Origin of the sequence: Lysinibacillus sp. NPDC056959, from assembly GCF_042674095.1 — a bacterium.
Classification (GTDB): Bacteria; Bacillota; Bacilli; order Bacillales_A; family Planococcaceae; genus Lysinibacillus; species Lysinibacillus zambalensis.
Genome location: NZ_JBHURE010000002.1, coordinates 402,847 through 422,442 on the forward strand (window position 1 = coordinate 402,847; position 19,596 = coordinate 422,442).

General features: G+C 34.2%; 21 protein-coding genes and 1 riboswitch. Of the genes, 4 read left to right on the forward strand and 17 right to left on the reverse strand.

What is annotated here, in order from left to right:
* Window positions 1–235: 235 nt before the first annotated feature.
* The 9 genes from gcvPB to ACFTQ7_RS04070 form a co-directional block, all read right to left on the reverse strand.
* Complete coding sequence (gcvPB, locus tag ACFTQ7_RS04030; protein WP_386827432.1) at window positions 236–1,699, reverse strand: aminomethyl-transferring glycine dehydrogenase subunit GcvPB; 1,464 nt, start codon at window positions 1,697–1,699, stop codon at window positions 236–238.
* Window positions 1,692–3,038, reverse strand: a complete 1,347-nt coding sequence (gene gcvPA, locus ACFTQ7_RS04035; protein ID WP_386827433.1) for an aminomethyl-transferring glycine dehydrogenase subunit GcvPA — start codon at window positions 3,036–3,038, stop codon at window positions 1,692–1,694. Before gcvPA ends, gcvPB begins: the two co-directional genes overlap by 8 nt.
* A gap of 24 nt (window positions 3,039–3,062) precedes the next feature.
* Window positions 3,063–4,163 (reverse strand): glycine cleavage system aminomethyltransferase GcvT, encoded by a 1,101-nt coding sequence (gene gcvT / locus ACFTQ7_RS04040; protein ID WP_386827434.1) that lies wholly within the window; start codon window positions 4,161–4,163, stop codon window positions 3,063–3,065.
* Window positions 4,164–4,435: 272 nt separating this feature from the next.
* Window positions 4,436–4,528, reverse strand: a riboswitch (glycine riboswitch).
* Between the two features lie 144 nt (window positions 4,529–4,672).
* On the reverse strand, window positions 4,673–5,188 hold the full coding sequence (locus tag ACFTQ7_RS04045) for a shikimate kinase (protein WP_349660301.1): 516 nt from the start codon (window positions 5,186–5,188) through the stop codon (window positions 4,673–4,675).
* A 19-nt stretch (window positions 5,189–5,207) separates the two neighbouring features.
* Window positions 5,208–5,408 carry a hypothetical protein gene (locus ACFTQ7_RS04050; protein ID WP_386827435.1) on the reverse strand — a complete coding sequence of 67 codons (201 nt, stop codon included), beginning with the start codon at window positions 5,406–5,408 and terminating at the stop codon, window positions 5,208–5,210.
* On the reverse strand, window positions 5,386–5,811 hold the full coding sequence (gene comGF, locus ACFTQ7_RS04055; RefSeq protein WP_386827436.1) for a competence type IV pilus minor pilin ComGF: 426 nt from the start codon (window positions 5,809–5,811) through the stop codon (window positions 5,386–5,388). Before comGF ends, ACFTQ7_RS04050 begins: the two co-directional genes overlap by 23 nt.
* Entirely contained in the window at window positions 5,804–6,121 is a 318-nt protein-coding gene (locus tag ACFTQ7_RS04060; RefSeq protein ID WP_386827437.1) for a hypothetical protein, read from the reverse strand. Before ACFTQ7_RS04060 ends, comGF begins: the two co-directional genes overlap by 8 nt.
* A complete protein-coding gene (gene comGD, locus ACFTQ7_RS04065) occupies window positions 6,114–6,554 on the reverse strand; it encodes a competence type IV pilus minor pilin ComGD (protein WP_386827438.1) in 441 nt (146 codons plus the stop codon). The genes ACFTQ7_RS04060 and comGD overlap by 8 nt, the downstream gene beginning before the upstream one ends.
* On the reverse strand, window positions 6,554–6,742 hold the full coding sequence (locus tag ACFTQ7_RS04070) for a competence type IV pilus major pilin ComGC (RefSeq protein ID WP_386827439.1): 189 nt from the start codon (window positions 6,740–6,742) through the stop codon (window positions 6,554–6,556). The genes comGD and ACFTQ7_RS04070 overlap by 1 nt, the downstream gene beginning before the upstream one ends.
* A gap of 114 nt (window positions 6,743–6,856) precedes the next feature.
* Here ACFTQ7_RS04070 and ACFTQ7_RS04075 point away from each other — a divergent pair, with 114 nt between their 5' ends.
* Window positions 6,857–7,843: a DUF4297 domain-containing protein gene (locus tag ACFTQ7_RS04075; RefSeq protein ID WP_386827440.1), complete on the forward strand. Its 987-nt coding sequence runs from the start codon at window positions 6,857–6,859 to the stop codon at window positions 7,841–7,843.
* A 5-nt stretch (window positions 7,844–7,848) separates the two neighbouring features.
* Window positions 7,849–9,525, forward strand: a complete 1,677-nt coding sequence (locus ACFTQ7_RS04080; protein WP_386827441.1) for a hypothetical protein — start codon at window positions 7,849–7,851, stop codon at window positions 9,523–9,525.
* Between the two features lie 140 nt (window positions 9,526–9,665).
* On the opposite strand, the gene ACFTQ7_RS04085 is transcribed toward ACFTQ7_RS04080, so the two are convergent.
* Window positions 9,666–11,456 carry a recombinase family protein gene (locus tag ACFTQ7_RS04085; protein ID WP_386827442.1) on the reverse strand — a complete coding sequence of 597 codons (1,791 nt, stop codon included), beginning with the start codon at window positions 11,454–11,456 and terminating at the stop codon, window positions 9,666–9,668.
* Between the two features lie 312 nt (window positions 11,457–11,768).
* Window positions 11,769–12,404, reverse strand: a complete 636-nt coding sequence (locus ACFTQ7_RS04090; RefSeq protein ID WP_386827443.1) for a recombinase family protein — start codon at window positions 12,402–12,404, stop codon at window positions 11,769–11,771.
* Window positions 12,405–12,842: 438 nt separating this feature from the next.
* Here ACFTQ7_RS04090 and ACFTQ7_RS04095 point away from each other — a divergent pair, with 438 nt between their 5' ends.
* Entirely contained in the window at window positions 12,843–13,865 is a 1,023-nt protein-coding gene (locus tag ACFTQ7_RS04095) for a GTP pyrophosphokinase (RefSeq protein WP_386827444.1), read from the forward strand.
* 69 nt (window positions 13,866–13,934) lie between these two features.
* Here ACFTQ7_RS04095 and ACFTQ7_RS04100 read toward each other — a convergent pair whose 3' ends face one another.
* Window positions 13,935–14,222: a hypothetical protein gene (locus ACFTQ7_RS04100; RefSeq protein ID WP_386827445.1), complete on the reverse strand. Its 288-nt coding sequence runs from the start codon at window positions 14,220–14,222 to the stop codon at window positions 13,935–13,937.
* Window positions 14,223–14,539: 317 nt separating this feature from the next.
* Here ACFTQ7_RS04100 and ACFTQ7_RS04105 point away from each other — a divergent pair, with 317 nt between their 5' ends.
* Window positions 14,540–15,307 carry a TIR domain-containing protein gene (locus ACFTQ7_RS04105; RefSeq protein WP_386827446.1) on the forward strand — a complete coding sequence of 256 codons (768 nt, stop codon included), beginning with the start codon at window positions 14,540–14,542 and terminating at the stop codon, window positions 15,305–15,307.
* Window positions 15,308–15,507: 200 nt separating this feature from the next.
* On the opposite strand, the gene ACFTQ7_RS04110 is transcribed toward ACFTQ7_RS04105, so the two are convergent.
* The 5 genes from ACFTQ7_RS04110 to ACFTQ7_RS04130 all read right to left on the reverse strand — a co-directional run.
* Window positions 15,508–15,711, reverse strand: coding sequence for a hypothetical protein (locus ACFTQ7_RS04110; protein ID WP_386827447.1), 204 nt, complete (start codon window positions 15,709–15,711; stop codon window positions 15,508–15,510).
* 137 nt (window positions 15,712–15,848) lie between these two features.
* The gene (locus tag ACFTQ7_RS04115) at window positions 15,849–16,286 is read right to left on the reverse strand and encodes a hypothetical protein (RefSeq protein ID WP_386827448.1); all 438 of its coding nucleotides are present in this window, start codon (window positions 16,284–16,286) and stop codon (window positions 15,849–15,851) included.
* Between the two features lie 234 nt (window positions 16,287–16,520).
* Window positions 16,521–17,540: a hypothetical protein gene (locus tag ACFTQ7_RS04120; RefSeq protein WP_386827449.1), complete on the reverse strand. Its 1,020-nt coding sequence runs from the start codon at window positions 17,538–17,540 to the stop codon at window positions 16,521–16,523.
* 156 nt (window positions 17,541–17,696) lie between these two features.
* Window positions 17,697–18,446, reverse strand: a complete 750-nt coding sequence (locus ACFTQ7_RS04125) for a hypothetical protein (RefSeq protein ID WP_386827450.1) — start codon at window positions 18,444–18,446, stop codon at window positions 17,697–17,699.
* A 425-nt stretch (window positions 18,447–18,871) separates the two neighbouring features.
* On the reverse strand, window positions 18,872–19,596 hold a 725-nt coding region (locus ACFTQ7_RS04130; RefSeq protein ID WP_386827451.1), incomplete at its 5' end, for a hypothetical protein.

The following is a 19,596-nucleotide window of genomic DNA, read 5'->3' on the forward strand; positions in this document are numbered from 1 at the left end:
TGCTTCTATCCATCTTTTTGATGGTCCTATCCATCTTTTTGATGCTTCTATCCATCTTTTTGATGCTTCTATCCATCTTTTTGATGCTTCTATCCGTCGCTTCGCCTGTTCTATCCGTCGCTTCGCCTGTTCTATCACATTCTGCCTCGTCGATCCGACTATTTCGCTTTTAAACTCCCTAAAAAAAGCGTCCAATAAGTATCTAAATACTTATCGGACGCTTTATAGCAGTTAATTATGCTTTTTGATAGCGAAGCACTGGTGTACGAGCAGCGCGTGTTTCGTCTAGACGAGTTACGACTGTTGTATGTGGTGCTTCTTGTACGATTGATGGGTTTTCTTCAGTTTCTTTTGCAATTTGAATCATCACATCGCAGAATGCATCTAATGTTTCTTTAGATTCTGTTTCTGTTGGCTCGATCATTAATGCTTCTTCCACATTTAATGGGAAGTAAGTTGTTGGTGGATGGTAGCCAAAGTCTAACAGACGTTTTGCGATGTCTAAAGTACGAACGCCAAGTTTCTTTTGACGACGTCCTGATAATACAAATTCATGTTTACAATGACGGTTATATGGTAGATCGTAGAATGGCTCTAATCGACGCATCATATAGTTTGCGTTTAGTACAGCGTATTCTGTTACAGCTTTTAAGCCATCTGGACCCATTGTACGGATGTAAGTATATGCACGTACGTTGATACCAAAGTTACCATAGTAAGGTTTAACACGTCCGATTGATTGTGGACGCTCGTAATCGAAGTGATATGTTCCGTCTTCTGTTCTTACTAAAACTGGTTTTGGAAGGAATGGAATTAAATCAGCTTTCACTCCTACTGGACCTGAACCTGGGCCACCGCCACCGTGAGGACCTGTAAATGTTTTGTGTAAGTTTAAGTGTACGCAGTCAAAGCCCATATCACCAGGACGTGCTTTACTCATTACTGCGTTTAAGTTTGCACCGTCATAGTATACTTTACCGCCAACAGAGTGAATAAGCTCTGCCATTTCGATAATGTTTTCTTCAAATAGACCAAGTGTATTTGGATTTGTTAGCATTAATGCAGCTGTATCAGGACCAACTACTTTGCGTAAATCCTCAATATCTACTAAACCATCTTCATCTGATTTAACAGTAATAGTTTCAAAGCCTGCAACTGTTGCCGATGCTGGGTTTGTACCGTGAGCAGAGTCAGGAACAATAACTTTATTACGGTGACCTTCACCATTTGCTTCATGGAATGCGCGGATCATCATTAATGCTGTCCATTCTCCATGAGCACCTGCTGCAGGTTGTAATGTCACTTCATCCATACCTGTAATTTCAACTAATGAAGTTTGTAGGTCGTAAAGAAGCTCCATCGCACCTTGAGTTGTTGATTCATCCTGTAATGGGTGAACATTAGCAAAACCTGAAATTCGTGCAACAGCCTCGTTAATTTTTGGATTATATTTCATCGTACAAGAGCCAAGCGGGTAGAAGCCAGAGTCTACACCATGGTTACGACGAGAAAGTGCTGTATAATGACGCATAATATCAAGCTCAGACACTTCTGGTAATTCTGCTGCCTCAGTACGTACTAAGTTTCCAGGAAGTAAGTCGGCAAGATCAACCTCTGGTACATCAAGTGCTTCTAAGTTGTAACCTACGCGACCTTCTTTGGAAATTTCAAAAATGAGTGATTGATTTTCGTTATGCATTAAGAGCCCCCATTTCTGCAACAAGTGCATCAATTTCTTCCTTCGTGCGTAATTCTGTTACTGCGATTAGCACGTGATTTTTAAGAGAGTCATATGTTTGACCTAAAGGATAGCCACCGATGATGCCTTTTTCAATTAAGCCTTTATTAATTTCTTTCACACATTTATTTGTTTTCACAACGATTTCGTTAAAGTGTGCACCTTGGAATGCTACTGTGAAGCCAGCCGCTTCAAAGGCATTTTTAGCATAGCGAGTTTTCGCAATGTTTTGCATTGCCATTTCACGAACGCCTTCTTTACCTAGAGCAGTCATTGCTACAGAAGCAGCAAGTGCAAGAAGCGCTTGGTTCGAACAAATATTAGACGTTGCTTTATCACGACGGATATGTTGTTCACGTGCTTGTAATGTTAAAACATAACCACGACGACCTTCACCATCAACTGTTTCACCTACAAGACGACCAGGAACTTTACGCATTAACTTCGTAGTTACTGCAAAGAAACCACAGTGTGGACCACCGAATGCTTCAGAAATACCGAAAACCTGTGCATCCCCTACACAAATATCAGCACCTAGCTTACCAGGTGGTGTTAAAATTCCTAGTGCAAGTGGATTTGAAGAGACAACAAATAAACTTTTTGCCTCATGCGCAATATCGCCAATTACTTGTAAGTCCTCTATTTGACCAAAGAAGTTAGGATATTGTGCAATAACAGCTGCCGTATTATCATCCATTAATTCTTTTAAAGCTTCTACATCTGTCACACCATCTTTTTGTGGAACAGTAACAATTTCAATGGATTGACCATATGCATATGTAGCAACGACATCACGATACTCAGGATGAACCGCTTCAGATACTAAAATTTTCTTACGGCGTGTATGGCCAGCTGCAAGCATACCTGCTTCAGCTAATGCTGTTCCTCCATCGTACATAGAAGAGTTTGCAAGATCCATACCTGTAAGCTCTGCAATCATCGTTTGGAATTCAAAAATCGCTTGTAATTCCCCTTGTGAAATTTCTGGTTGATATGGAGTATACGCTGTGTAAAACTCTGAACGAGAAATAACATGGTCCACGATAACCGGTTTATAGTGGTTGTATACGCCTGCACCTAAAAACGATACGTTAGCATTTGTATCTTTATTTTTCGCAGCCATTGCCGTTAATTCTTTTAATAAAGCTGATTCAGATTTCGCTTCTTTAATATCATATAGGCCTTTAAAACGTACTTTTTCTGGAATATCCTCAAATAACGCATCAACTGAGGATACACCGATTACGTCTAACATTTCTTGTTTATCTTGCTCCGTCATTGGTAAATAACGATGTTTCATAAATGTAGGTCCCTCTTTTCAATATTATTTTGAACGCTTATAAAACGGTGTTTCAACTGTTACTACTTTTAAGTGTTTACCACGAATTTCGATTTCTAATTCAGTTCCGATAGTTGTGAATTGACTGTCAATTAATGCGTGACCAACATTACGTTTAGAAGAAGGAAGCTGTGTACCTGTTGTCACTTCACCGATTTCCTTACCATCTTTCAACACTTTGTAGCCATGACGAGGAATTCCTTTATCAATCATTTCAATGCCCACAATTTTACGTGACAACCCATTTTCTTTTTGTGCCACTAATGCCTCATGACCATTAAAGCCCTCTTTATTTAACTTCACAGCGAAACCAATACCAGCCTCAAGAGGTGAAATTGTCGCTGATAGCTCTTGCCCGTATAATGGAAGACCTGCTTCAAAACGAAGTGTATCACGGCAGCCTAAACCTGCAGGAACTACACCTTTGTCTTTTCCAGCCTCTAAGATTTTACTCCATAATGCTTTAATATCTTCTGGAGAGCCGTATAGTTCAAAACCATCTTCTCCTGTGTAACCGCTACGAGATACTAATGCTTTCTGACCAGCAACTTCAACATCTGCTTGGAAACGGAAGTATTTAATCGTTTGTAAATCAGTATCTGTTAATGTTTGAAGAACTTCTTCTGCTAATGGACCTTGAAGGGCAATTTGTGCATAAGCGTCTGATTGGTTGTCGATCGTCACATCATATTGATGTTGATTTTCCATCATCCAATCATAATCTTTTTCAATATTTGCCGCGTTCACGCATAATAAATAATGATTGTCTGCTAATTTATACGTTAATAAATCATCAACAACACCACCATCTTCATAGCACATTGCATTATATTGTGCTTGACCTACTGCAATTTTAGAAATATCATTTGTCAAAAGATTTTGTAAAAACTCTAGTGAATTAGGTCCAGTTACTAAAATCTCACCCATATGTGATACATCAAATAAACCAGCACGATTACGTACTGCATCATGCTCTTCTTTAATAGAAGAGAACTGTACTGGTAATTCCCATCCACCGAAGTCAATTGTTTTACCACCATGTTTTGCATATTCTTCAAATAGAGGTGTGCGTTTTAATTCTGTCATTGTTTTTGCCCCCTTATTGTTCGTTACATATTTACTTGTAGTAGTTCGTCTGTTTTTTTTACAGTCATGCTTCCCTTTTTTGTTCATCCGAATAAAGAAGAACGAACAACATTAGGTAAATCATTTAGACATAAAAAAGACAGACGAACCCCTTTTCGGGATTCTCTGTCCTTGCACCTGAAAGTTACACCAGACTGGCTCGCATACCTACAATGCCAATCAGCCGGCTTTCCCCTTTGGTGGCTGTAGTACTACAGCACTCTCCAGAGTTGCGTCTTATACGAGTCCTTTTACCTGAGAGATTCATAACACTTTGCTACTTGCTCCTTCGGTGACGTCTACACGTTCTCTCCCCGTACAATCATCCGCCCAAGTTTCAACTTGGTACTATTTAGTATTCAATGAACATTAAGTAACTTATTTGTCTATATCCTAACATTAATTACATTGAAAAGGCAATCATTTTTTAATTTATATTAAAACACGAACATTAAAACCTTTATAATATATCATAGTTCGCCTTTTAGCCTTTTAACTTGGAATACTAAATACTCAAGAATTTGGCGGATTGTTCTCCCCTCTGTTAACACTTGTATATGTCCTACTTCACGATAGAACTTTCTTCTGTAATGATACAGCCGCTCTAACTCCTCTTTCGTCGAGCTCTGTACAATCGGTCTGTTCGGATCATGCTGTATTCGTTTGTATATATCTTCGAATGTCGCATCTAAAAAAAACACGAGCCCACTGCGTCTCATTATTTTTCGATTTTCAGCATTAATTGCGACTCCACCACCTGTTGAAATAATACAAGCTTCATCCCGGAAATTTTTCAAAAATTCTGTTTCTATTTCCCGAAAACGTGCTTCTCCGTATTTTTCAAATATTTGAGGAATTGTCATACCCTGTTGTCGAACAATCTCATGATCCATATCGTAATAGGGCATCTTTAACAAATAGCTTAAACGTCTTCCTAATGCACTTTTCCCGGAGCCCATAAAACCAACTAAATATATTTTTCGCATTCGAATCACCTTCTTATAACTACGATTCTACACTGTCTGACAAAATTTGTCCTAATAAATTTATCGTAGCTTGAACATTCAGCTTTTCTAGGCCATCATATGTTCGAAACTGAATTTCATAAGACGTACAATACGCAAGGACAAAAGTAGTTACAAAAAATAATAATCCAATTGCGATTAAAAAAATAGCCCCTTTGTCATTTTTCAAAAACTGGAACATAGAAAGTTCGCTCCTTTTTACTACCACTTGGAAGTTCAACAGCTACTGTTAACATATCTTTTTCATATCGGAACTGGCATTTAGTAATACCAACTAGCATTGGTACATGACCACCATTTACTTGATCACGAATTATATTGCTGTAGCAATCAATATTATGAATGGTATCTGCTGCCTGGAAGGTTATTCTCTTTTGATCTTTTCGAATTGTTAAAGATGAAATATCATTTAAATACATATTCAAATCATAAACAAAAAGCTCCCACTTTGATTGTTCATCAGATAGCATCGTTGTTTTCATTTCTGCAAACCAAAGCATAATGAACACAACAAGATGGGCAATAAGTACAAAAACAACTAATTGAAACATCGCTTCTAATAATGTGTAGCCTCGCTCATTCATCAACTTCACCTGTCAGTTGTATACATTTTTTACGTAATTCCCGCGTATTTTGAAAACTTACGCATATCCCTTGTCCATTTATAAACCACCGAAATTCTATATTTTCAATTGTTTTAGTGCCTTCCGTTTGCTGTAGATAGCGGTAATGCTTTAAGCCTTCATAGGCCGTTTCAGCTGCGATAACCTCCAACCTCTTGTTGTAAAGAGTCGTTTTCATCGTATAGCTAATTGGTATTAATGTCGTGCATACTAACATAACAATGACTACTGATAATATCGTTTCCACAAATGAATAACCCGATTCATTCAATCCTTGATCTCCCTCGTCCTAATGTAATCACAACCTTTTTAATACCTTGAGGCGTTTTAAAATAAACAGTTCCTGGCGTCATGACGTTTCCATTATAGTTGTACATAATCGTGTAAATTGAACTCGATGCAGGCATAAACTCAACCCCTTTCGGAAAAGGGCGTTCATATAATTCTGTAAAAATATTCTTTTTAATAATGTATCTCTTTGATGAACTCTCAAACTTCATCGAGATATACTCCCTTTGATGCATACTATAAGTTTGTATATATTGAATATCTAATTGAATTTGTGTAAAAAATTGCTCAAGCTCCCTAGTCTCCGCTACTTTAAACGAATACTTGACGACAATCGCTGACAAACACATAACGATAAACAATACTATTAGCATTTCAACAAACGTATAGCCACGTTCACTTTTAGTAACATTCATCAATTACTAGAACCAGTATCGGTAGAGGTTTTCGCCAATCGTACCTCTCCATCCTTAGTAATCATAATCTCTTCTTTATTAGGGCAGGTCGTTTCATCCTTCTTTAAATAGCCTTTCGCTACCAAATCTTGAATTGTTGGATAATCCATAAAATCTACTCGATAAGCCTCTACTTGTCCTTGTACCATGCTTATATTTACTTAGAAAAACAACCATATTTTTTAGTAAACAATTGTAAAATGTAAAATATTATAGAAATTTTATATACAGGATATATAATAAAATGAAAGGGAGGTAATTATTTGAGTGAACCAATGGCATTAGATAATGGCGGAGCAGAAGCTATAAAAGGTTTTAACTTCCAAAAAGCGAATCTTATATTACTAGCAATTAATAACTATTTAAAATCGAATTTTAAAATATATATTGAAGCAGAAGATGGTATAGTTGTAACTTTTGATGGTTATAAAGCATACATTCAAGTAAAAAAACAAGTACATTCTATCAGTTCACTTTTACAAAAAGGAAAAAAGCATACAATTGAAAATGAGGACGGTACAAAAAAAACTATCAATAAACCTTCCATACTAGAAAAAAATTTATCTTCTGGTCATGATGATGATACGTTTAAAATATTTGTTAAGAATATCAAACCACAAGATATTAAAAACAAGTTCAATATCCAGAAACCTGGGCAGATTTGTAACATTCTACACAAACCAACTGATGAAGCAAAATCTATTATTCTAAGCAAGCTGTCAGACGATTATAAAGACAAACTAAACAATTTGTATATACATGAATCTCCTTTAAGTGAAGAATATAATGACTCTATTAAATATTTAATAGGCTGTTTGAACGACATTGAGGTTTCAGTGGATAATAAACAAGGAAGAGCAATTATTGCAGAACTTACGCTTACCATAGATGAGAAAGCAAATCAGAAGATAGAAGAAATATCCCAAAAAGAATTGAAATATATGGATACGAATTACTTTTCAAATTTATTTATTACTTGTAAAGTGTTAAATAAATTTAATGATATTTTAAATTCTCTTTCTTATAACAGTATTAAAAAATCTCGTATAGGGAAAGAGCGCATAAAAATCGATTTAACAAAAACGATATTAAAAGATGAAATAAAAGAAAATATTCTTCAAATTGTAAATCTAGAGGATTTATCAGATAAAGAAATTATAGATACCGTTGTAACTAATTTCAATTCAAGAGATGAAGAAAATACTTTAATAGCTATTGCTATTGAATGTATTTGCGAGATTGGAGAGTGAACAAAATGATAATGGAAAACATAATTATATATGATTATATAGACAAAAGAATCAATAAATTCGATTTTGATTCAGGAATAAACTTTTTAGTAAGTAAAACAAACACTCAAGGAAAATCAAGTTTAATTAAATCAATTTATTATGCTCTAGGCTTTAGCATAAAAATTTGGCCAGATGGCTGGGATGCTAACAATATGATTTTTAAATTAAATATAAAACATAATAATCGTTTAGTTTCAATCACTAGACATAGAGATTTGTTTTATATAAACGATAAGGAAGAAATTCTGAACGAGAAAGAATATTCTATATGGTTACAAGAGTTATTAAACATAAGAATCAAAATCAAAGAGAAAAAATCTAAAATGCTAGCTGATGTATATGCAAGCGAAGTATTACTACCATTCTATATTGACCAAGATAAATCTTGGAATGGTTATGTTTTTTCAAAAACATCTGATTCATTCGGTAGATACACAAGTACAGCTAAAAACCTGTTAGATTTTTACTTTGGAATTAATAATATGAAAATACTTGATTTAGAAGCAAGCAAGAGTCAAGCTGAATCAGAACTTAAAGTGATTGAGAGGAAAATGGAAAGCTTAGAATTATTAGAGAAAAATCACCTATCAACCGATACTTTTGTTTATATATCTCAATTTAAAAATCAAGATGAAAATAAAATAAGTGAAATCCAACTAAATAATTACCTAAAAAAATTGAATAGCTTAAATTCTATAATAGCTTTGTATGATAAAGAATTAATCGATGTTGAGAAGGAAATTAACATTTTAAGCAGAGATTTAGCTGAATTAAATAAATTTAAAATTTCTTATGAAAAGAGATTTAAAGAGATAGAACATAAATGTATTTATTGCAATTCTAACCTAACCGAAGAACAGTCATTAACTAGACTTAAAATAAGAAATAATCTATATGAAATTAGTGAACAAATAGATAAATGTGAAAAAAAATATTATGAACTTAAAGGTATAAGAGATAAAACAATTACTAAAAAGAATAATTATATATCTGAACAGTTAGAAATTGAGGATATAGTTAATAATAGTCGAAATGTTGATGTGAAAAATTATATTGAAAATAAAGTCCAACAGGAAATTTTCAATAATTATGTAAGCTTGGGGGGAAATCTCCAAAACGCAAAAAATACAGTACTAGGAAAAATAGCTGACATTCGTAAATCAATTACTGCAGAAAATAATTTAGGGACAAAAAAACGAGGAGAAATTAGAAAAAAATATAATGAATTACTTAATGAATATGAATTAAGTCTTGGTAATGTTAAATTGAATGACATAAAATTCAATAATTTTAAAGAGATATTAGGTAGTGGTAACGATGCTAATAAAAAAATGTTAGCTATATACACTTTATATTCAAATCTAATTAGTGAATATTCTATTGTGAAAATCCCCTTTGCTATGGATTCTTTTATAAAAAACGAGACAGCTAAGGATTTTAAGGAAAAAATGTTTAAATTCCTTTCTGAATTTTATTTAACTATTCCTAGCCAAGTCTTTTTCTCTATTATAGAAGAAAATTTAATATACATAGATTCTAAATTATCATATAATACAATAAAAATAGAATCACCAATATTAAAAGAATTAAATAAAGATAATGTAAACCTTATAGAATCTTTTGGTTTTATTGAATATTGATTATAAAATAACCTCCAAATTTTTAATGGAGGTTATTTTATATATCTAAAGCTATTTTTTAAACAAAAAAAATGCGTGATTCATCTAATCAATTGAATAAAACATTTTAATAGGAAGAAACTATAACTTACCTTCTGCTCTTAACCTTTCGCTTCTTCCCAATTTTCATAGTGTTGAGCATCAAGCATTACTTCATCTTCATAAGGATAATCACTCTCATGTTGCTCTCTAGCTTCGTAATCCTCAACAAGCTGATTCCAATGTACCTTAGCTTCTTTATGATTTCTTCTCACAGTGATTCCATGCGGTATCGGTTGAAGCCCTACTTTAATTGGACTATCTTTGAAAATGCTGTTGAACTCTTGCATTTCATCGTCATAGTTAGGCATAGTAAAGAAATATTCAAGCTCAAGGTCAGTAACAACTACCTTCTGTAATAACTGTAGCTTCTCTTCATTAGTGAAACTTTGGTTCTTCTTCAACTGTTGAATAAGGTCTTTTTTCTGTTCTACTTTCTGCTTTAACCTTTGAATCTTTTCAACATTAATGGATTCTAGCTGTACTTCCAACTCTTCAAGCTCATTTGATTTTATATCAAACTTCTTTTCATATCTATTAACTAGCTTTGTATTACCCTTCTCACTAAATTCTTTGATATTATCTGCTAAGCCATCACATTCAGAGTCCAATCGATCAATTTGCTCCTGTAGCTGTTTCCTTGTTCCCTCTACACGAGCAAGCTCTTTAGCTAGACTGTCTATTAGTTTCTTATACTGAACTTGCTCTTTCATAGTATCTGCTAAGTAATTGATATTGATTTCCTCTAAACCCTTGTTCAAATTATTTAAAGCGACACCTCTACAGCCACAGCCTGCATGTTTAACTCTACTCATGCACATGTAATTTATTTTTTTCTTTTTACCACTACCTGTAGTTGTATGTTTTTTGAATCCTTTTCCACATACACCGCACTTTATCTTCTGAAAGTAAATATCATTATAAGAAACTTTCCTACCACGTTTTTTTATACTAGTATTAACCCTACTTAAACGAACCTTCTGCGCTTCTTCATACTGCTCATCCGAAATAATCCGTGGTACTGCGTTAGGGATAATAATGAACTCACTTTCATCTCTACGCTTTCGTTCAGTAGATGTTACATCATCTTTATACGTTTGATGTACAACCGCTGTCCCTGTATATATGCGATTTTTAATGATACGACCAATCTTATCATTCGACCACTGATGATTTCTTTGAGTAGGTATGTTCTTCTCATTTAATTCCTTGGAGAGAATCATTCCACCTTTTTCAGCATAACTGTTGAAAATGTACTCTACAATACCAGCCTGTTCAGGAACTTTTACAATTTTCCTATCTTTATCCCATGTAAAGCCATATGGTAGCCTAGCGGGTCTATATCTATGTTTTCTAGCATTATGTTCCTTAGTAAACTTTATCTTTTCACTTAAATCTTGAGAATATCCTTCTGCAACACTGAACAAGATAGTAAGCAATAACTTCCAATTCTTGTCCTCTGTAGAAACTCCACCGTGTTCAAATCTAATATAAACACCTAAAGCTCTAAGTTGTTTAGCTGTAGACATACCAATTTCTTCATTACGAGCATAACGTGAAACATCTTTAGTGATAATGTAGTCAAATTCAGGCTCTCTGTCTGATGTATGAAAAATGTCGCTATCTTTAATTCGTTCATCAAAATCTAATCCTGCTCGGTACATCATTTCAATGAATTTCTCACGTCTAGCATTAGTGCCACTGAAACCTTCATCTGCGAAAATATCTACTAGCTCTAGATTTTCTCTTTTGCAATATTCCTCATATACTTCTCTCTGCATAGCTAAGGACAATTTTTGTTCCTCTTTATCTGTTGAAACCCTTGTATAAACTACCGCTCTTTTTCTTGTCATATAGTTTCGATTCCTTTCTCTCGGTGTGTGTGTATGTAGTAGGTTAGATAGATTTATGCTCACTTAATGCTTTAATATCGGAAACTATGCCCCCTCTATCACCCATGCTCTGTAGCGCTCCAATCGTCCCCTTGACACACTTTTGACCTTAACTGACCAATGTATCAACTCGTCCTGAAACACCGTGTCACAGCTCTCCCATGGCTTCACATATGGCTCTGTCGCTCCTGTGTCACACTCAAAATAAAACGGTGATTTTACCTGTACTTCTATGTTTCAAGAAACGGTCATAAAGCCTTATGTATCAAGGTTTTATGCTTCAATTGAACTTTCGTATTCACTGATAATCTTATAAAATGAGTTCTTTTTCAGCTCCAAGATTTCCATGAATTTTACACCTGTGATTTCTTTCGCTTTCCAAGCTTGATAGTTCCCCTCAAGGTCTGCTCTCTGTTGCTTTGTCAAAGTGCTAAGGTTTAATTGCGGTCTACCTAAGTGCTTTCCTTTAGCTTTGGCAACTGCAATTCCTTCTGCTTGTCTATTAAGGATTTTCTCTCGTTCCTGTTGTGCCATGAATGTAAGCACTTCTAGGACTAAGTTAGCAACAAAGTTTCCCATCGTGTCCTTATACTTGCGTGTATCCAGTAAATCCATATCAGTTACAACAATATCTGCTCCAATTTCAGTTGTGATTTCATTCCATTCTTTTTTGATTGCGTCACTATTGCGACCTAGACGGTCTAGTGACGTGATATAAACCAAGTCACCTTTGCGTAGTTGTGCTTTAAGTGCTTGATATTTTGGGCGGTCAAAATCTTTACCACTTGCCTTATCAACGAAAATGTCACGCTCGTTGATATTTAGTTCTTGCATTGTCACTAATTGTCGGTCAGTGTTTTGGTCTTTAGTTGACACTCGTACATAGCCGAATGTTTTTGTGTTTGTCATGCTAATTCCCTGCTTTCGTTTTTAAAGGTTACACTTATATTATAAACGTTTGTAAATATAAAGCAATACCTTTACAAACTGTTTTTAAGTCCATTCGGGGTAGTTGCTAAAGGTATGCCTTTATAAACCATCGGAACATCAATCGTTAATTACCTAAGTTACAATATATTATTGAAAGGTGAATTACGATGCCTTTACGCATGACTCATTTTTGTTCAAATAATTACTGCTTTTTCATCTATTTTTCAATAATAACAAGGTATATCAGTTTTTAATGTGAATTATCTATACAATATGAGTTATTAATCAAGGAACTGTACAGAAGCTATCGTCTCGGTTACCGTAACAGTGATTTTTATTTGTTATAGCTAATAGATAAAAAAAACCTTATAATTTTAGTTAAGGAAAATAAAACCAATATACAAGGCGGTATTTCATATGACTTTAACTTCAAGTATTACTATTAATGAAAAAATTATCGACATTAAACAAATCGAAGATGAATATTCACAGCGTATTAATATCTACAAACAACTAGAAGAAGAAGGAAAACATACAATTAAACAAGCTCTAAATGCAGAAAGCTTTAAGATACATAACATTCTTTCAAGAGTAAAAGAAATGGATTCTATAATAGGAAAGGCACAGAGAAAACTAATAGAAAAACCTTTTGAAGAAATGACTGATATTGTGGGCATAAGAATTGTATGTTTATTTCTATCAGATATAGATAAAATCGAAAAAGTAATAGATGATAATTTTGAAGTTATTTCAAAGGACAATAAAATCAACGACACTAATAACTCAAATATGTTTGGTTATATGTCTGCACATTATATTGTCAAAATCAAAGAACAGTTCGCAGGCTTTAGATATGATTCTATTAAGTACATTCCATTCGAAATTCAAGTAAGAACTATTTCAATGGATGCTTGGGCTAATATTTCACACTTTTTAGAATATAAGAGCGATACTGATATTCCACCTGAACTAAAACGTGATTTTAACGCTCTTAGTGGTCTTTTCTATGTTGCAGATACACATTTTGAAATGTTTTATAAAGACCGTCAAGTAAATCAAATTAGTATATCAGAAGATGTTGAAGCTATAATCCACAAAAGAGACCATAATCAAGACCAAACGTTAAACTATGATAGCCTATCATTTTATTTACAAAATAAATTTACAAATAGAATACATAATAATGATAGTGATGAAATCTCAGGTCTAGTAACAGATTTAGTTCGTAATGGTTATACCACAATCCAAAAACTTGACGAACAAATCGAAAAAGGACTATTAGCCTTTACGAAGTACGAAGAAGACAGTTATGGTAAAAATCATTTTCATACTGTTGGAACAGTTAGAATTTTACTATCAATAGTTGATAATACGTATAAAAATTACCAATATCCTTATGACTCTGAAGACTTGTACGACCCATATCTTAAATTTTTATAGTAACTATTTATATAAAATATTGGGCTTACATGAAATATTAAGTTATATTCATGCAAGTCCTAAACATTTTTAATACATTGCTTCATTTTGAGATTTTGCTCCCTCACATACAAATGATTCTATAAGCCCCAACCTATTATTTTCATATTCAAGCGCATGCAAACCAATTAAAGGCTCTTGGAATACGCAAAATAATTCCTCACAATGCTCCAAATACATATCAGCTAAAGGCTCTCTACACTCCATAGAGATTACCTTTAGTTGTTCTCTCTCAGCATTTAGATTCTTTTTATTCCTTTTCCAACTTGCAGCTTTCTTAATGGTCTTTAACGGTATCGTACTCCCTCTCGTTGACACCCTAGTTACTCTATTAAAAATCTGTATCCACTCACAAGCTTTAGATAATGTCACTTTTACCCTTATGTACCGCTACTATTTGAATAGCCATTTAATTCGAGTATTGTTTAGGAATTTCTCCATGAGTTACTGCTCTTTATTGTTGAATAGGTTTCTAAGGCTTTTAGAGCTTATCGTCTCGGGAGGAGATAACAGTAAATCTCATTCGTTGCACATTCACCATTCTTCTACCAAATTATTCTTTACTATGTTATAATTTCTAGATTGAAAGAAGTTTCAGTCAGTAAAGAAGAGATTAGAGATGAGGTTAAATCAAAATGGACTATAATAGAAAAAAAGAACTAATAAATAATCTGATTGAACAGATGCAAAACACGCTTTACGATTCGCCTCATCTTTCAATTTTACTAACTAAAGGGGAAGAAGTTCTTACTAATGTTTTCGGTAAAAACTCAAGCCATACTAAAAACTTCAAAAATGCGTTAGAAGTTGAAACAAATTACGACTCATTCCCTCATAGTTTTGAAATTGGTAAAAGAAAAATACTTATCGTATTGGATGTAGCTTTACAAGAAATAGAGTTGGACGAACTTTTCCCCTCTACTCCCACTTTATCTCTAGATACAGAAATTGCTGAACCTACAAAAAGCAACAAGGTATTCATAGTACATGGTCATGATAATGGTTTAAAAAATGAAGTTGCACGATTTGTAGAAAGATTAGGTCTTGAAGCTGTAATACTTCATGAACAAGCTAATGCAGGTAATACAATCATTGAGAAAATAGAGAATAACTCCGATGTAGGTTTTGCCATTGTTCTATACACTCCATGTGATGAAGGTAAATCAAAATCATCTGAACAGCTTCGTAGTAGAGCAAGACAAAATGTTGTTTTTGAACATGGTTTCTTTATCGCTAAACTAGGTCGCTCTAATGTAGTCGCATTACATAAAGGTGAAGACCTTGAATTACCTAACGATATTTCAGGTGTTGTCTATATTAAATACGAAGACGGTGCATGGAAATATGAAATCGCTAAAGAAATGGTAGCTACAGGATATAACGTCGATTACATGAAAATTTAATAACTTATCAATCTAAGGGCTTGTGCGTATCAATATTGGACACACAAGCCCTTTTGTTATGCTCCACAATCGCCATCAGCCAGACACATGGCATTCAGCTAAAGGCTCCCTTTTGCTTCGTCTTCAATTCTAAGCATGAGGTCCATTAACATCCTCATGCTTTTTTTGAACTAACTGTTACATAATAGGCTTATCCATGTTTAGAAATGGAGTTTATAACCTACACCCCATTCTTTACTACAGTCGGGACATCGCCAAAAAAGAATTCTATCAGCTTCTATACTTGTGATACCAATTTTTCTAGTAAAATGCGTTGACTTATAGTGTTTTTGGGATTCTTTGGGAATGGGTTCTCCTTGTAAATTAGCATTACAATGCGGACAAAATTCTTTGCTATCATTCATAGAACTCACTCCTCCTAGGAATATAATGGGACTCGTAAATGGCTCTGTGAGCTTGTTTCGGTTGTTATTGTAAGTTAACTCAAAGTTGAATCTATTGAGCCTTTCCTCACATTTTAATAAGGCTGACCATTCTATCATCATTTAAGTTCTCTACCGAGTTTCAGACGATCAACTATTTCACCAGTTTTAGTATAGTATTCATTACGAGTTAGCATTTGCAAATTTCCTGCAACAAAACCTTTACTAAAATCAATTCTATCCACTACAGGACTAAAGAAAAACCTATCGTCCAAATGGTCAAATTGCATACACAATTCTGTTTGCATTTTCCACTTATCCCATTCTTCAGGAAGCTCTTCAATAAAGTAAACAGCCATCTCAATTGCTGAATCAAATCCGATTAGTTCTCCTTCAGTAACTGTACTTTTTTTCAAATTATCAAGTTCACTTTCTATACAAGAAATTAGCAATAACTTAGAAGCTTCCCTTTCTTCATCCTTAACAACTACTCTTTCAAAAAATTTCTTGTATAATGCTTTGGCTCTACCTTTTGCTTTAATCGAACTAATATTCATTTCTAAACAACCCCTTTGTATGAATTAGGCTATACATTTTTTCGTAGCCAAGCTAATTATATTAATTGATTTAGCACAAAAACATTCTGATATTTTTCAGATTTATATGGTACAATAAAACCATAAAATATCATAAAAGTAACATAATTACATGTTGATTAATCGCTGTAGCAGGTACAACTTCATTATTGAACCTCTATATTTCTGTAGTATCAATTAAACAGCCTGTGTGGATTATTTCTCTGCTTCAATATCAACATTCACTGATGCTACAGACTTGTTTAAGGCTTCAAGTTCAGCATATCGACTTTCAATACTTTCTGATGGCACTAAAAAATCATATATCAAGTGACTACTTTCAATATACGCCTGTTCAATATCATCACGACACTCTTTGAAGTGCTTACGGAATGTTGTCCATTGGCTCGTAGTTAGTAGCAACTTGATTGAGTTCTCGTTATCTGCTTCCTTTGCCTGTCTAATAAGGTCAATGTATTCCTTTTGCCCCCTGTTGGTCTTGACCTGTTTATCGTAGAAATATGAGTACGTTAGGCATGGAATAAACATTTCCTTCTGCAAGCGTTGAACAATTAGATTGTGGTTCAAGTCGTACAGCTTCATATTATTAGCTTCCTTAAAGAACAACTTTACCTCAAAACGATTAGTGAAGTTAGAATTGATCAATTCATCTTCTACTTTGCGGTCATAATGTGAGTCACACGCTGTTTTATTTGGATTTCCTGTTGAACCTGCCCATGATGATGTATCATAGTTGGTTTGTTTTTGGTTGCCATTGCGTCTTAGATAAGCACTCGTGTTAAATGGTGTTGTATAGTCAGTTGCAACATCCAAACGAACTATAAACCACTTGGGATTGTTTAGAATATCAAGTATGATTGGACTGTTCCCGATTAAGTTTGTCGTGAATCTTGAGTGAAGCTGTATCTCTGCGTTTACACCTGTTATAAAAGGTTGCAACTTGATATACACCCCAAATCGCTCTCTCAAATCCATGATATAGCTTATCTTAGTGAAGCCATTAGATTGTGGTTCATGCTCAATATAATAGCTAAACATTGAAGTCAAATCCTCAATTTCCTCTACGGTCAATCTTGCCTTCAAAATCACTTTATCAATACAAACGCTACGCTTGTATGATGTGATTTTGTTATCTGTATCAACCACAAAATAAGGTTTATGTCGGTTAGGTATATTAGAAATATCCTTTCCAATTGCTGATTTTTTCTTTGTCATTGTTGTAATCCGATTCTCTCATTCTGCTAACATTGGAATTATTAATTTTTGCGTGACAATTAGGTTAAAAATTAGAAAATAAAATTAGAAAAGTAATCATTCTATCACCTTATTATAGGAGTGAGAAGTACCTCTCAAAAAAAGGTACTTTCTCGACTAAGACCTGTGCTTTTCTAAAATACTCGCAACCATTCGCTTGTTACGTTCCGCTCGTACTTCGGGTGTATCGTAAGTGATTCCATGAGCTTCACATTGAGCCTTATATTCTTCTTCGCTGTTGGTTGGCTCTAAGACTTTGACAGGCATTGTGATAGCTACTTGTCCTGTATCTGCTCCTGTAGCTTTGTCAATGACCTTATAACCTCGCTTTGCCATACGCTTTACTTTTCCTTTGTCTGCGCTAAGCGCTCTAGCAGTAGCTGATTCACTTTCGTAAACCTTGAATGATAGATTTCCACTATTAGATACAATTAGCGCTCTTGGTTTCATTTGTTTCTTCTTGGCTTTCTCCATATTCAATTTATTGGAAAGTGTTTGTAAATTGCCACGTATGTAGCCTAAATCATCTACAATTTTATCAATCGTTGGTCGTGCCAAACCTTTAGCTCTCTTTCCTTTAGCTTCTTGCCAAAGTTTAGTTTGCACTTTCCACTTCTCCCATTCTTGAGTAAGCTCTGTAATGAAATAGATAGCCATATCAAGCTCCGATTCAAAGCCGAACTCTTTATCTTCGTAGGCTTTCTTTTGTTTCGGACGTTTGTTTGTATCTTGTTTTGCTCTCATACATGAACCTGTAAGTAGCCTTGCAGGTTCTTCCTCACTTTTCCGTACAATTCCACGCTCCAGAAGTTCTAAGTAAAGTCGTTTCGCTCTATTCTTACGTGAGCTTTCATTCTGCGTTGTCATTTTTTCTCTCGCTTTCTATTTATTGTTTGCGTGTGTTTTACTCTTGACACACTATATAATAATTCACTCAAATAAACTAGTGAATTTTAGCAAATCTAGACAAAATGATTCTTTTTAACTATTTTTTAAAATATAATATTAATGATACAATTATGGGTTAATATAATTTTATTTATTTGTAAAATCTGTTTTTTCTGACTATTTTATATGTATAAACACAGTTTATGCAGATTTAATTTCCAATTCATTTTTAAACGCTTCAAACCCTTGATAGGACTAGGTTCATAACTATAGTTGCTTTTTCTACAGAATTATAGAAACAAACAAAAAAAACAACTCTACTCATTTCTGAGTAAAGTTGCTTTAAAATCTTTATTATGTTCTATCTACACCTGACAACCACTTATCATCAGCATTTTCTTACTCTATTTTTTCTCTTGAATGAAAATATCAACTTGATTTCCTTCTGTTTTTGTTTCAATTTCCAAATCATCTGAATAGTTGTGTATATGAATTTGAGGTGTTTGGTTTGCATCATCGGAGAAAACTCCTTTGATTGCTATTATTGTTCCCACTAACCCCATTATAAAACTTGCTACAGTCATTATATCCATCGCTGTGTCAGTAGTTATGATGTTCCATATTTGTTGCAAATTTGATATTAAAGCTGTGTACCATTCTACAAGTATTTCAAATAGTTTACTATAATAATCATCCGTTATATCGGCATTTTCAAGACTTGTTAAGTCCTCTAAATATACACTACTAGCCATTACTATAGCAAAATTATACCTACTGCCTTGAAAAGCTTTTGTGATTCCTTTCAATCCCTGCGCTACCTCTGTAGCCTGACTTAAAGCTGAGGCATTAAATACACTTACTACTCCACTCAGCCTTTTTGTTGCCTCTGTAGCCTGACTTAAAGCTGTTGTATCGAATCTACTTACTACTCCACTCAGCCTTTTTGTTGCCTCTGTAGCCTGACTTAAAGCTGTTGTATCGAATCTACTTGCTACTCTACTCAGCCTTTTTGTTGCCTCTGTAGCCTGACTTAAAGCTGTTGTATCAAGTCTACTCGCTACTCCACCCATCCTTTGTACTGACTGACTTAAAGCTGTTGTATCAAGTCTACTCGCTACTCCACTCATCC